Raw genomic sequence first — 14,422 nt, forward strand, 5'->3', positions numbered from 1 at the left:
GCCCCGCATGGTGGTTGTGCCGTCATCGATGCCTGCGAAGATAACGGACATGAACAGTCTTTACGAATTGAGCTCGGCGTCGGTCCTGCGTTTCGGCCCGTACGCATTCCATTTGCGGCAACGGTTGATCCTCGAGGGGGATCGGCAACTGCGCATGGGCGGTCGTGCGCTGGACATTCTGCAAGTGCTGGTCGAGCGTGCCGGTCAGGTGGTCGGCAAGGAGCAGTTGATCGCGCTGGTGTGGCCGACGTCGGTGGTCGAGGAAATCAATCTGCGGGTGCACATCGCGGCGTTGCGTCGGGCGCTTGGCGACGGCGAGAACGGTCAGCGCTATATCATCAATGTGCCACAACGCGGGTACAGCTTCGTCGCGCCGGTACAGAGCGACGCTGTTGCGCAAGTGGTGTTCGAAAGTCTGCAAGTGCCGCAGCACAATCTGCCTGCACGGTTGATGCCGGTCACAGGTCGCGATTCGCTGGTCGGCAGTCTGGTTCGGCAACTGCCCTTGTCCCGGCTCATGACAGTGACGGGAGCTGCCGGCGTCGGCAAAAGCACGGTAGCACTGCGTGCAGCGGAGCTGCTGCTGCAACATTTTCGTGACGGCGTGTGGCAGGTCGATCTGTCGCTGATCGACGAAGACACCCCGCTCCTCGATCACCTGCTGCAAACCCTCGACATCGATTTCCCCACACTGGCGGGGCGCCACGCGTTGCTGGTGCTGGACAATTGCGAACACCTGCTTGAAGCCTGCCGCAGCCTGCTGGAAACACTGCTCGACGCAGCGCCCCGTCTGTCGATCCTTGCCACCAGCCGCGAACCGTTGCGTCTCGGTCTGGAAGTTCTGCAGCCACTGCCGCCCCTGACCCTTCCCAAAGCCTCGGCGCTCAACAGTGTCGATGAAGTCATGGGCTATTCGGCGGTGCAACTGTTTGTCAGTCGGGCCCGTGCGCGTCAGCACGGCTTCTGTCTGCGTGAGCAGGATCTGGAAACGGTGCGCGATATCTGTCGGCGACTCGATGGTCTGCCCCTGGCGATCGAACTGGCAGCAGCGCAGATCGATGCGCTGGCGTTGGTCGGGTTGCAGTCTCAACTGGACCACGGTCTGCAGGTCTTGAGTCACGGTCGGCGGACGGCCGTGCCACGCCACCAGTCGATGAAGGCCGCACTGGACTGGAGTTATCAGCGCTTGAGCGAACAGGAACAGCGCGTGCTGCAACGGTTGTCGGTGTTCAGGATGGCGTTCACTCTGGATGCCGCAATCGGTGTGATCAGTTGCGCGCAATTGCCACCCTCGACACTGGTGGCAGTCGTTGAGCAATTGGCGGCCATGTCGTTACTGACGATGGATCGATCCAGTGGGACATTGCGCTATCGAATGCTCAACACCACGCGTCGCTATGCCCGCGAACAGCTGGAGCAGGGCGGCGAGCTGAATGAAGTCGAGCGTCGGCATGCGCGTTATCTGTGCCGCACGCGCCTGAGCTCAAGCGGCCGACTGACCGCGCAGTTCGTCGAGCAGTAAGCGCACCTTGCGCAAGTCCGGGGTGGCATAGCCTTCGGTGAAGCGCTGGTAGACCGGCGTCAGCAAATCGAGTGCCTCACGATAGCGCGACTGACGCTGCCACACCTGCGCCAGCGACGTTGCGCTGCGCAGTTCCCAGGCCAGGGCACCTTGGGTCCGGGCAATCTCGAGCGATTGCTGCAAGGCGCTTTCGACCGTGTGGTGACAGGGCGATTCAGCGGCCAGCAATCGCTCGGCCCGGGCCCGCAAAATCTCCGCAGTACTCCAGCCGGCCGCGCCGCTTTGTGCTCGTTCAAGCAGTGCATCGTCAACGAAACCCGGATCCAGCGTGACCATGATTTCCCTGACCAGACCGCTGTCGGCGGGCGGGATGGCGGGGGATTTGTCGGCGTCAATCACCTGCGCGTAGTGCCGCGCCCACGTGTAGAACAGCAGCACCGAATGCTTCTGCGCCTGTTCGAGCAACAGTTGCAGCAGCGCCCGGGCGTTCTGTGTATCTCCGTTGTAATGGGCGATCAGGCACGAGGCGAGTGCCAGGGTGTAGCAGATCGAGGTGCCGTGGTTGATCTGCATTGCGATGTCCAGCGCCTGCCGCGCCGTACGCCACGCCTGTTCGGGAAAACCTTGCAGCCACAGCACCCGGGCGAGGACGGTCAGTGAGGCGACGCTCTGATCGTATTGCACGCCGAAACCGTGGGTGAAGCGGTTGAGGTGGCCGCTTTGAGCCATGCGCTGGATCACCTGCTCGGCGTGGATCCGTGCCTGGTGCTGATCGCCGGCGTAGTGCAGGGCGAGCACCCGCAAACGGTGGGTGCTCAAGGACAATTGCGCGTCGCCGTGCAGGCCGAGGGTTTCAAATTGCTCGCTCTGCTCCAGCGCCATGCGGTAATGGCCGCAACTGAGATTGACCGCCATGTGCCCTGACACGGCACGCAACTGGCCGGCCATGTCGTCGTGCTTCTGTGCCAGCAGACGGGCGCTGACGAACGCTTCGATAGTCTCCGGCGTGCCGCCCCAGGTGTGGTAACAGGCGCTGCCGAGGGCCAGTTTCAAGGCGATTTCCAGGCGCGGACAGGGTTCTTCCGATGACGCGAGCAACGCGAGTGCCCGACGCACATGAACGCCGTACTCCTTGAGCAAGGACAGCTCCTGCCACAACGGCGCCGAAGTGGCCGTCAGGCGCACGCCAAGATGACGCGAGCCTTCATCGTTCAGTGTCCACTCAAGCGCTGCCCGCAGATCTTCCAATCCTCGGGCGTAGCGCTCGATCCACACCCCGGTCGGCGTGTTTTCCCATTCGGCCTGGGCCTGATGCATCAGTGCCAGGCAGCGTTCGGCATGACGCTCACGGGATTCGCCGAGTTCGGCAGCCTGCTCGAGTTTTTCCAGGGCATAGCGGCGAGTGGTGTCGAGCAGGCGATAGAACACTTCTTCATCGCCGACCTCGACATTGAGCAGCGATTTGGCGACCAATTGCGTGATCGAGGCGAACACTTCGCCAGGCTCGATATGCTGGCCCACGATCACCGCGGCAGCAGACTCCAGCGTGAAGGCGCCACGAAATACACCCAGGCGACGCAGACCGGTCTGCTCGCAGGCGTTGAGCAGGTTAAAGCTCCAGTCCAGCGTGGCGCGCAAGGTTTCATGGCGTCCGAGACTGGTCTGATTGCCTGCCGGCAGACGCCCCTGCAACTGGCTCAGCAAACCGCCCAGGCCGAGGTTCGCTACTTGCGCGGCAGCCAATTCCAACGCCAGCGGGATGCCATCCAGCCGGCGACAGATTTCGATGATCACGGGCAGGTCGGCATTGTCCGGCTCAAAGTGCTCGTGGGCGGCCATCGTCCGCTCGACGAACAGTTGCAGTGCGGAGAATTCCATTGCCTGATCTCGGTCGAGCACCGCAATCGGTGGCGGGCAGTCGAGGGATTCCAGGCGCTGCACATACTCGCCCTCGGCGCGCAGGCTTTCGCGGCTGGTGGCCAGGATATGCACCTGCGGCGCGCCACGCAGGAGACTCTCGCCAAGCAGCGCCACGGCGTCGATCAGGTGCTCGCAGTTGTCGATCACCAGCAGCATCTGCCGTTCGCGCAGGCTGTTGATCAGGCAGGCCATCGGTTCATTGTCGTGCAATGAAAGATCCAGCAGGGCGGCGAGGTGAGAGCAGATCGAGCCCGGATCGTTGAGTGGCGCCAGATCCAGCAGACGAATCCCGTCGCGATAACGACCGATCAGTTGCTCGGCGACGCGCAAGGCCACGGTGGTCTTGCCGATGCCGCCGGGGCCGACCAGGGTGATGCAGCGCTTTTTCGGCAATTGCGCCATCAGGTTGTCGATCACGGTCTGGCGGCCGATCATCCGTGTGCGCCGCAATGGCAGGTTATGTCGGCCGATAGGGGCGGCGGCGGGGCGCTGTTCGATGGACTGCAACAGGATCGGCGCGACGAAACTGTAACCGCGCTGCGCCACCGTGACGATGTAGCGCTGCCCGGCCTGACCGTCGCCGAGCGCCTTGCGCAAGGCTGCCATGTGCACGCGCAAGTTGATGTCTTCCACCACGCTGTCCGGCCAGACTTCGGCGATCAATTGCTGCTTGCTCACCACCTCGCCGGCGTTGGCCAGCAAGATCAGCAGAATGTCCATGGCACGGCGTCCCAGGCGCAAAGGCTGGTCGCCCTCGAGCACCAGGCGCTGGTCAGTGTGGATCCGATAGGGGCCGAAACCGATGGCCTGATTCGGGGAAAGACTCAACCGCTCACTCCTTCATTGTTCTTGTGATCCTGCCCCGGCGTAGGTGAAAAAACCGTGACGGGCAGGGCGGATGGCGACTTGAAGGTCATGCAAGCCGTCTGGTCCGCCGTTTCCGAGCATATTCCTCAGGATTGGGTGTCAGCGCAATGCGCACAAAGGTTTGCTGCTGGAGCATCTATCGGTATGCGGCGTCATCACTACCGTATTTAAAGGCTCGAACCTGTGCCTGCCTGCCCGACAGAGGAGGAAAATTAACAACGATTAACTCGTCCACGCCTGCTCCAGAGCCAAAACTCCAAGGCAATGGAGTGCATACGTCTAGAGGACGCTGCGATGAGCAAGGTAGTAGTGGTCTATCACAGTGGCTACGGGCACACCCGCGTCATGGCCCAGGCTGTGGCCGAAGGTGTGCAGCGCCACTTGGGCAGTACCTGCCTGCTGTTGGCGGTGGAGGATGTGGAGGCCCATTGGGACGAATTGCACCGTGCCGATGCGATCATTTTCGGCGCGCCGACTTATATGGGCAGTGCGTCGGCGGCGTTCAAGCAATTCATGGAAGCCACGGCGTCGTTCTATCTGGTTCGGCCGTGGCGCGACAAACTCGCCGCAGGATTCACCAACTCCGGCAGTCTGTGCGGCGACAAACTCAATACCCTGCTGCAAATGGCGGTGTTCGCGGCCCAGCATTCGATGATCTGGGTCGGGCTTGATCTGCTGCCGGCCCGTGCTGGCGCCAGTGGCTTCGACGGCCAGTTGAATCGCCTTGGCAGCTCCCTTGGGGCCATGTCCCAATCGTCTGTCGAGAAACCGCCCGAGCACGCCCCTCCGCTGGAGGACCGCCTGACCGCTGTGCATCTGGGGGAGCGGGTGGCGCGACTGGCTCAGCGCATGGCCCGGGGATGAAAGCGGCTCAACGTTTTTTCATGACCTGACAGCGCCAGGCAAACGGGTTGATCCCTTCACTGCGAGTGAAAATATGACAGAAGTGCGACTGATCGCAGAAGCCGCACTCCAGGCTGATCTGCGTCAGGCTGTGATCGGTGTGCTGGATCAACAGTTTGGCCCGGGCGATCCGCTGGGTGCGGATCCAGTCCTGTGGCGAGAGCCCGGTGCTGCATTTGAACGCCCGGGAAAAATGACTGCGTGACAACGCACAGGCACTGGCCAGCTCAGTGACCTCCAGGGGTTCGCCCAATCGTTCCAGGATCAATTGTTTCACCAGTCGTTCCCGCTGCGGGCTGAGGCCCCCGGTGCCGATTTTGCGGGATTCGCTGGCAGGGACGCGGGCGACGGTTTGCTGAGAAGGAGCCATGGCCAAGTACCTATCGGGGGCGGGAGTACACGGTCGGTGCGTTCCCACAGGTCAATGAAACAACGCTGTGCAGAGGGTTTCATTGTTTGGCGCAGGGCAAAGACTGACGAGTTAAACGTTGTTAATTCCGCGGCCGGACCTGATTTCGAATGGCCGCCGATCTAGTAAAGTGCGTAGCACTTGCGCCTGGCCAAAAAGGAAAACACGCCCATGAACCGAAACGATCTGCGCCGCGTCGACATGAACCTGCTGGTGATCTTCGAAGCACTGATGTTCGAAAAGAACCTGACCCGCGTCGCCGAAAAACTGTTCATGGGCCAACCGGCAGTGAGCGCGGCGCTGGGACGCCTGCGCGATCTGTTCGACGACCCATTGCTGTTGCGCAACGGTCGCGGCATGGAACCGACGGCGCGGGCGCTGGCGATTCTTCAGGAGCTGCAACCGGCGATGGACGTGATTTCCGGCGCGGTCAGCCGGGCCAAGGAATTCGATCCGGCCACCAGTTGCGACGTCTTCCGCATCGGCCTGTCGGATGACGCCGAGTTCGGTCTGTTTCCGCCATTGCTGCGCCAGTTGCAGGAAGAGGCGCCGGGGATTGTGGTCGTGGTGCGTCGCGCCAACTACCTGCTGATGCCGACGCTGTTGGCGTCTGGGGAAATCTCCGTTGGTGTGAGCTACACCACCGATCTGCCGGCCAACGCCAAGCGCAAGAAACTGCGCGACATTCCCTGCAAGGTTCTGCGCGGCGATGACCGCCCGGGGCCGCTGACCCTCGATGAATACTGCGAGCGACCCCACGCGATGGTGTCGTTCTCGGGTGATCTGAGCGGCAACATCGACGTGGACCTGGCCAAGGTCGGCCGCAGCCGCCGCGTGGTGCTCGGCGTGCCACAGTTCAGCGGTTTGCGCGCCTTGCTCGCCGGCACCGAGATGATCGCCACCGTGCCGGATTACGCGGCATGTGCGTTGGTCGAAGGATGTTCGTTGCGGGCTGAGGATCCTCCGTTCCCCATCGATGCGGCGCAGCTGTCGATGGCCTGGAGCGGGGTGCATGACAACGATCCGGCGGAGAAATGGCTGCGGTCGCGGATCAGTCAGTTCATGTCGGTATCGCTGGATATTCCGGTGTAACAAGACCTGAAACACAATTCGTTTGTCGCCTTGTAACCCTGTGGGAGCGAGCTTGCTCGCTCCCACAATGATTTTGTGTCGTTCTTGCGTTCTGTGTGTTTTCGCAAAGAGAGCACACCCATCCAATTTCCCCCCCGATCAATCGTTGCACCATGGCCTGCAATGATTGATCAAGGGTGGGCCCATGAACGCTATACAACGCAATGACCAGGCGCAAAACCTCGGCCTGCTGTTCCTGCGGGTCACCGGCGGCTTGTTTCTGCTGTTCGTCCATGGCTTGCCCAAGCTGCTGGATTTCACTGCGCAACTGCAACAGATCGAGGACCCGTTCCACCTCGGTTCCCACCTCACTTTGATTCTGGCGATCTTCGCCGAAGTCCTCTGCCCACTGCTGATCGTCGCCGGGGTGCTGGCGCGTCTGGCGTGCTTGCCTATTCTGTTTGTGCTGCTGGTGGCGTTGCTGGTCGTGCATCCGCAATGGAGTGTGGCCGAAGGGCAGTTCGGCTGGTTGCTGCTGATCCTCTTCACCACTGTTCTGATCGCCGGGCCGGGACGGCTGGCGCTCAATGTTCGTTTGCCCGGAGTGCTCCGTTATGCCTGATGCCCAGAACCCGAAAAAACCGGGACCCGAAGAAACCGTGACGCTGATCGTCAAGCACCGGGTCAAGGCCGGTTTCGAACAGCCGTACGAAGCGTGGCTGCGCAATATCGTCAGCGTGGCGGGGCGCGAAGAAGGGCATCTTGGCGTGGATGTTATGCGCAGCCAGCAGGGCGGGCTCGCGCTGTTCACCTGCGTGCTGCGTTACTGCTCGACCGACGCGATGCAGCGCTGGCTCGACTCGCCGCAACGTCAGAAGCTGATCGATGAAGCCGCGCCCATGCTCGCCGACGGCGACCAGACCGAAGTCAACGCAGCCAACGAATTCTGGTTCACGCCGCTGGCCGAGGCCGGGTCGCCGCCACCGCGCTGGAAGCAGGCCGTGGTGACGCTGCTGGTGATCCTGCCGCACACCTTGCTGGTGCCGCTGATCTGGGGGCCGCTGCTGCAACTCAATGCGTTCCTGTCCAACTACGTGGTCGCCACGTTCCTGATCACCCTGACCATCGTGGTGTCGGTGGTCTACGTGTGCATGCCGGCCGCCACCCGATTGTTCGCGCCATGGCTGACCGCCAGTCAGCCCCATGAACACCTGGAATCCAACGCCAACCCGCCGCGCTGAAGCGGTGGGTCCGGGCTTCGTTTCACTTATCTCGAAGGAACTGCGATGAACGCCGATCTGATTCTGTTCAATGGCCAATTTCATACGGTAGACCGCGAAAAACCTCTCGCCAGTGCGGTGGCGATCAAGGACGGACGCTTTGTCGTCGTCGGTAACGATACGCAGGCCATGGCCCTGCGCGGCGCAGGTACGCAAGTGGTCGATCTCAAGGGTCGCTGTGTGATTCCCGGGCTCAACGACTCGCACTTGCACCTGATCCGTGGCGGCCTGAACTACAACCTCGAATTGCGTTGGGAGGGCGTGCCGTCGCTGGCCGATGCGCTGCGCATGCTCAAGGATCAGGCCGATCGCACGCCGACCCCGCAATGGGTGCGCGTGGTGGGTGGCTGGAACGAATTCCAGTTCGCCGAAAAACGCATGCCGACCCTTGAAGAAATCAACCAGGCGGCGCCGGACACCCCGGTGTTCATTCTGCACCTGTATGACCGCGCGCTGCTCAACCGCGCCGCGTTGCGCGTGGCTGGCTACACCCGCGACACGCCGAACCCGCCGGGTGGCGAGATCGTGCGTGATGCCAACGGCAACCCGACCGGCATGCTGGTGGCGCGGCCGAACGCGATGATTCTGTACTCGACGCTGGCCAAGGGGCCCAAGCTGCCGCTGGAATATCAGGTCAACTCGACTCGTCAGTTCATGCGCGAGCTCAATCGCCTCGGTCTGACCAGCGCCATCGATGCCGGCGGCGGTTTCCAGAACTACCCGGACGATTATCAGGTGATCGAACAACTGGCCAAAGACGACCAGTTGACCGTGCGCATCGCCTACAACCTGTTCACCCAGAAGCCGAAGGAAGAGCTGACCGATTTCCAGAACTGGACCGGCAGCGTCAAGTTGCATCAGGGCGATGACTTCCTGCGCCACAACGGCGCTGGCGAGATGCTGGTGTTCTCGGCGGCGGACTTCGAAGACTTCCTCGAACCGCGCCCGGACCTGCCGCAGACCATGGAACAGGAGCTGGAGCCGGTGGTACGCCATCTGGTCGAACAGCGCTGGCCGTTCCGTCTGCACGCCACCTACAACGAATCCATCAGCCGCATGCTCGATGTGTTCGAGAAGGTCAACCGCGACATTCCGTTCAACGGCTTGCCGTGGTTCTTCGACCACGCCGAAACCATCACCCCGCAGAACATCGAACGGGTGAGGGCGCTGGGCGGTGGTATCGCGATTCAGGATCGCATGGCGTTCCAGGGCGAATACTTCGTTGATCGCTATGGCAAACAGGCTGCCGAAGCCACGCCACCGATCAAACGCATGCTCGCCGAAGGCGTGCCGGTCGGCGCGGGCACCGATGCCACTCGTGTTTCCAGCTACAACCCGTGGACTTCGCTGTACTGGATGGTCAGCGGTCGCACCGTTGGCGGTCTGGCACTGTACGAAGAAGGTTTGCCACGCACCACCGCGCTGGAACTGTTCACCCACGGCAGCGCCTGGTTCTCGTCCGAGCAGGGCAAGAAAGGCCAGATCAAGGTCGGGCAACTGGCGGATCTGGCAGCGCTGAGCGCGGACTTCTTCCACGTCGAAGAAGAAGCGATCAAGTGGATCGAGTCGGTGCTGACCGTGGTCGGCGGCAAGATCGTGTACGCCGCTGGCGACTTCGAAGACCTCGGCCCACGTTCGCTGCCGGTGCTGCCGGACTGGTCGCCGGTGGTGAAGGTGCCGGGCCACTGGCGCCCGAATTCGCCATTGCAGGCGCAGGTGCATCAATGCAGCGGCCCGTGCGCGGTGCATACCCACAGCCATGAAAAAGCGCGGATGTCGAATGCGCCGGTCAGCGATTTCGCCGGTTTCTGGGGCGCGTTCGGTTGCTCCTGCTTCGCTTTCTGATCCTTTTGAAAAAGCGCCGTTCTGCGTGAGCGGCGCTCCCCGCAACAACCATCCATCGAGGAGTTTCACATGAGCAACGTTCCTTACAAACGCTTGAACAAAGACGACGCCGTGGTTCTGCTGGTCGACCACCAGACCGGCCTGATCTCGCTGGTGCAGGATTTCTCGCCGAACGAGTTCAAGAACAACGTGCTGGCACTGGGTGACATCGCCAAGTTCTTCAACCTGCCGACCATCCTCACCACCAGTTTCGACAGCGGCCCGAACGGCCCGATCGTGCCTGAACTGAAAGAGCAATTCCCGGACGCGCCATTCATTGCCCGTCCTGGCCAGATCAACGCCTGGGACAACGAAGACTTCGTCAAGGCCATCAAGGCCACCGGCCGCAAGCAACTGATCATCGCCGGTGTGGTGACTGACGTGTGCGTGGCGTTCCCGACCCTGTCGGCCATCGCTGAAGGCTTCGAAGTGTTCGTGGTCACCGACGCTTCCGGCACCTTCAACACCACCGTGCAACAAGCGGCGTGGGCGCGCATGTCGGCTGCCGGCGCGCACCTGCTGAACTGGTTCGCTGTAGCCTGCGAGCTGCAGGGCGACTGGCGCAACGACATGGAAGGCCTGGCGAACCTGCTGTCCCAGCGTCTGCCTAACTACCGCAACCTGATCAACAGCTACACCAAGTTCACTGCCAAGTAATCGGTAGAAGAAAAAAATGCCCGCTGAAGAGCGGGCATTTTTTTGCGGTGTTGATAGGGGGGTATTTCAATTTGAGAACCAGCCCTCACCCCAGCCCTCTCCCGGAGGGAGAGGGGGCCGATTGAGGTGTTTGGGAGAAATACATCGACCTGGAAGTTTTGAGTCGTACTCAGGACCCGAACAGCATGGAGATCCGCCCCCTTTCCCCCTCGCCCCCCTGGGGGAGAGGGCTGGGGTGAGGGGGTAGATCTTGAAGGTGGCAACGATTCTGAACCCGCAAACATTATCGCTTCTGCAACCACCCCAAAAACCCGCCCTTGCGAACCGGCACAGGCTTGGCCATCAACGCCAGCCGACTGTTCTGCTGCCGCACCGCCTGCAACTTGTTCAACGCCTGGCCCACTTCACTGCGCTGCTCCATGCACTGGCGAGTCAGGTTCTTGTCGAGGCGATAAATGATCGAGGACGTCAGTGCGGTAAACGTCGCCTGCGAAGGCGTATCCGCGAGGATGCTTTGCTCGCCCATGACCTCGCTTGGCCCCATGCGCCCAGCCTCGGTGAAACCGTTGCCATCCGGCACGCTGGCGCTGACCACGCCGGTGGCGATCACGAACAGGCTGTCCGGCACTTCCTCAAGATCAAGCACCACCTGCCCGGCGCTGTACTGCTGCGCGACCATCGATTCGGCGAGGCGATCGCGTTCTTCATGGCTGAGCGAGCGGAAGATTTTCACTTCATCGAGCAAGGCACGGGCGCGGGTCGAAGGTTCGATCACGCCATCGGGGTGGCGCGAAATGCCGGCCGCTTCGAGATGACGGTGGGCGAGGTCGAACAGTTGATTGCGCACCTCACCTTTCTTGCCCAGTTCAGCGATAAAACCGCTGGCCACGTATTCCGACATTTCTTCGCCGGCCTCTTTCAGTACTGCTTTCGGCGCCGGCGTCAGCAGCAGGCTGCTGCTGCCTTGCAGCGTGCGGTCGAGGGCGTCCAGCACGCGGCGCGGACGGATGTGGTTCGGCACCTTGATGCTGATCGACACGCCATGCAGGTTGTTCGGGCGGCTGAGGTTGACGATTTTGGCCTTGGCCGCCACCGAGTTCGGCACTACGGCCAGGGTTCCGGCGCCGGTCAGCAGATGTGTGGCGCGCCAGTCGATGTCGAGCACCTTGCCTTCGACGCCGTCGATCACCACAAAATCGTCCACCTGATACGGCTTGGTGGTGTTGAGCACGATGCCCGAGAACACGTCGCTCAAGGTGCTTTGCAGCGCCAGACCGACCACGATGGCGAACACCCCGGAGGTGGCGAGCAGGCCTTTCACCGGCAGCTCCAGCACATAACCGGCCGCTGCGACGATGGCCGCCAGAAACACCAGCGCACCGATCACGTCCTGCAACAGCCGGCCGCTGTGGCCGATGCGGCGCATCAGGATCAGGCCGATCACTTCGGTCAGCGCCCGCGCGGCGTACAGCCACCAGAAAATCCCCAAGGCCGTTGCGCCAAGCTGGGCAACCGGGTCATCGGCAAACAACGGCGCCTGCAACGGGCTGACGCCGGCATTGATGATCAGCGCGCTGAAGGCCAGAAACAGCACCAGCCGCACACCGACCCGTTGCGCACGATGCTTGAACGGCGCGAGGTGCCAGAGCAGGGCGTCGAGCACCAGCAACAGGGCGCTCCAGGACAGCAGGTGGGCAGAAAAAAGGCTCATGGGATGAACTCCGGCGGGCACCAAAGAAAACGCCACACCCGAAGGTGTGGCGAGTGGCTGGACTCAGTTCAGATGGGTCTTCAGTTCTGCCGCGGCCTGACGCACGGCGGCCTTCACTTCAGGTATGCCGTTCAGCGGGTTGAGCAGGCCGAAGTCGTGAATCATCCCGTTGTAGCGCACCGAGGTCACCGGCACACCCGCCGCGTCGAGATGACGGGCGTAGCCTTCGCCTTCGTCACGCAGCACGTCGAACTCGGCGGTCTGCACCAGCGCGGCGGGCAGGCCCTTGAGCTGTTCGGCGCTGGCGTTGAGCGGCGAGGCGTGGATCTGCGCGCGCTCGGCCGGGTTGGTGGTGTAGTTGTCCCAGAACCACTGCATCATGCCCTTGGTCAGGAAGTGGCCCTCGGCAAATTGCTGGTACGAGCCGTTATCGAACCCGGCGTTGGTCACCGGCCACATCAGCAACTGGAAGCGCAGGGCCGGGGATTTCTGTTCCTTGGCCATCAGCGCCACGACCGCCGCCATGTTGCCGCCGACGCTGTTGCCGGCCACCGCCAGACGCTTGCCGTCGACACCGATCTCCTTGCCGTGCTCCGCCACCCACTTCGTCGCGGCGTAAGCCTGATTGATCGCCGTCGGGTACTGTGCTTCCGGCGACGGCGTGTAATCGACATACACCGCGACCGCGCCAGAACCCACCACCAGATCACGAATCAAGCGTTGGTGCGTCGGGTAGTCGCCCAGTACCCAGCCGCCACCGTGAAAGAACATGAACACCGGCAGATCGCCTTTGACCTTGGCCGGACGCACCACTTTCAGGTTGATCGTCTGGCCGTCGACCTTGATCGCCTTGTCGCTGACTTCAACACCGGACAGGTCAACCTTCACCGAAGCCTGGGCGCCGGTCAGCACCGCACGGGCGTCTTTCGGGCTCAGTTGCTCCAGCGGTTTGCCGCCGCCGGCGGCGAGGGCATCGAGGAAGGCCTGGGTGGTGTGTTCGACCCCAGTGCCTTCGGCGGCGAAGGCGTTGCCGATGGACAGGGCGAGGAGGGAAGCGGCGAGGGTTTTCTTGATGTTCATGTGCAATTCCTTTTTAAGTCGTTTGAGTTTTTGTATGCCTTGGGATCGGGCTGCTGTGGCGCTGGGCTTCAGGCCTCAGCAACACCGTGAGCACAGATTAATGAGGTGCCGGAAAGTGAAAAAGCGGCTATAAAGCGTTTAACTGTCAACCAGAGAGTGACAATGAACCCGTTCGAAGACATGCGTATTTTTTGCCAGGTCATGGACTCCGGCAGCTTCACGGCGGCGGCCGATCAGTTGGGCCTGTCCAAGCAGTTCGTCAGCCGCCGGTTGATGCAGCTGGAGGAGCGCCTTGGCGTGCGTTTGCTCAACCGCTCGACCCGGCGCCTGGACGTGACGCCGCTGGGCCAGAGCTATTACGAATCGGCGCTGCGTTTGCTCGGTGAAGTGGAATCGGTGGAGCAGGGCATCGCCGGGCAGACCGCCGAGCCGCGGGGGGCGATTCGCGTGAGTGCGCCGCTGTCGTTTGCGCTGGCGCATCTGGGCTGTTTGCTGCCACCGTTTTTGCAGCGTTATCGCGAGGTCACGGTGGAGGTGGACCTGAGCGACCGGCCGGTGGATCTGCTGGGCGAGGGTTACGACCTGGCGCTGCGCATCGGCGTGCTGGAAGATTCGACCCTGATTGCCCGTCGCATTGCCGCCATCGAGCGGGTGTATTGCGCCAGTCCTGGGTATCTGGCCGAGCGTGGCACACCGCTCAAACCGGAAGACCTGCTCAGTCACGACTGCCTGCCATACGGCCACGGACGTTCGGTGCAATGGCGGTTCAACGCGGGGCAGGGCAAGCCGCAACTGGTGAATGTCACCGGGCGGATGCGGGTCAACAATGGTGAGTTGCTCAGGGATGCGGCGGTGGCGGGGATGGGGATTACTTATCTGCCGACGTTCATTGTCGGCGCGGCGCTGAAGGATGGGCGGCTGGTGCCGGTGCTTGATGATTTGCGTCCGGAGCCGCTGATTCTGTCTGCGGTGTACCCGCAACATCGTCAGGCATCGCGGCCGGTGCAGGCGTTGATCGAGTTTTTGCGCGAGCGGCTGGATCAGACAAAAGGCGTTTTGTAGGCGCTACAAAACATTGTGGGAGCGGGCTTGCTCGCGAAAACGTCAGGTCTGTCATT

12 protein-coding genes are annotated in these 14,422 nt (G+C 62.1%); 8 read left to right on the forward strand and 4 right to left on the reverse strand.

Features of this window, described 5'->3' with window-relative positions:
- The first annotated feature begins 49 nt into the window (after positions 1-49).
- Positions 50-1,522, forward strand: coding sequence for an ATP-binding protein (locus tag NE357_RS10130; protein ID WP_169429711.1), 1,473 nt, complete (start codon positions 50-52; stop codon positions 1,520-1,522).
- Here NE357_RS10130 and NE357_RS10135 read toward each other — a convergent pair.
- Positions 1,484-4,270 (reverse strand): ATP-binding protein, encoded by a 2,787-nt coding sequence (locus NE357_RS10135; RefSeq protein WP_169429712.1) that lies wholly within the window; start codon positions 4,268-4,270, stop codon positions 1,484-1,486. The two genes, NE357_RS10130 and NE357_RS10135, sit on opposite strands and share 39 nt — an antisense overlap.
- Positions 4,271-4,603: 333 nt before the next feature.
- Here NE357_RS10135 and NE357_RS10140 point away from each other — a divergent pair, with 333 nt between their 5' ends.
- Positions 4,604-5,173 (forward strand): flavodoxin family protein, encoded by a 570-nt coding sequence (locus tag NE357_RS10140; protein WP_169429713.1) that lies wholly within the window; start codon positions 4,604-4,606, stop codon positions 5,171-5,173.
- 7 nt (positions 5,174-5,180) lie between these two features.
- Here NE357_RS10140 and NE357_RS10145 read toward each other — a convergent pair whose 3' ends face one another.
- Positions 5,181-5,582, reverse strand: a complete 402-nt coding sequence (locus NE357_RS10145) for a helix-turn-helix domain-containing protein (RefSeq protein WP_169429714.1) — start codon at positions 5,580-5,582, stop codon at positions 5,181-5,183.
- A gap of 210 nt (positions 5,583-5,792) precedes the next feature.
- Here NE357_RS10145 and NE357_RS10150 point away from each other — a divergent pair, with 210 nt between their 5' ends.
- From NE357_RS10150 to ycaC, 5 genes are all read left to right on the forward strand, one after another.
- The gene (locus NE357_RS10150; protein ID WP_169429715.1) at positions 5,793-6,713 is read left to right on the forward strand and encodes a LysR family transcriptional regulator; all 921 of its coding nucleotides are present in this window, start codon (positions 5,793-5,795) and stop codon (positions 6,711-6,713) included.
- Positions 6,714-6,897: 184 nt separating this feature from the next.
- Complete coding sequence (locus NE357_RS10155; RefSeq protein WP_169429716.1) at positions 6,898-7,314, forward strand: DoxX family protein; 417 nt, start codon at positions 6,898-6,900, stop codon at positions 7,312-7,314.
- Positions 7,307-7,933, forward strand: coding sequence for an antibiotic biosynthesis monooxygenase (locus NE357_RS10160; RefSeq protein WP_169429717.1), 627 nt, complete (start codon positions 7,307-7,309; stop codon positions 7,931-7,933). The genes NE357_RS10155 and NE357_RS10160 overlap by 8 nt, the downstream gene beginning before the upstream one ends.
- Positions 7,934-7,978: 45 nt before the next feature.
- A complete protein-coding gene (locus NE357_RS10165) occupies positions 7,979-9,817 on the forward strand; it encodes an amidohydrolase (RefSeq protein WP_169429718.1) in 1,839 nt (612 codons plus the stop codon).
- Between the two features lie 69 nt (positions 9,818-9,886).
- Positions 9,887-10,513, forward strand: coding sequence for an isochorismate family cysteine hydrolase YcaC (ycaC, locus tag NE357_RS10170; protein ID WP_011333417.1), 627 nt, complete (start codon positions 9,887-9,889; stop codon positions 10,511-10,513).
- 283 nt (positions 10,514-10,796) lie between these two features.
- Here ycaC and NE357_RS10175 read toward each other — a convergent pair whose 3' ends face one another.
- Both NE357_RS10175 and NE357_RS10180 read right to left on the reverse strand, forming a co-directional pair.
- Complete coding sequence (locus NE357_RS10175) at positions 10,797-12,224, reverse strand: mechanosensitive ion channel family protein (RefSeq protein ID WP_169429719.1); 1,428 nt, start codon at positions 12,222-12,224, stop codon at positions 10,797-10,799.
- 63 nt (positions 12,225-12,287) lie between these two features.
- On the reverse strand, positions 12,288-13,304 hold the full coding sequence (locus NE357_RS10180; protein ID WP_169429720.1) for an alpha/beta hydrolase: 1,017 nt from the start codon (positions 13,302-13,304) through the stop codon (positions 12,288-12,290).
- Between the two features lie 162 nt (positions 13,305-13,466).
- Here NE357_RS10180 and NE357_RS10185 point away from each other — a divergent pair, with 162 nt between their 5' ends.
- Positions 13,467-14,366 (forward strand): LysR family transcriptional regulator, encoded by a 900-nt coding sequence (locus NE357_RS10185; RefSeq protein WP_169429721.1) that lies wholly within the window; start codon positions 13,467-13,469, stop codon positions 14,364-14,366.
- Positions 14,367-14,422 lie beyond the last annotated feature (56 nt).

It is taken from the genome of Pseudomonas sp. G7(2022) (assembly GCF_052660475.1).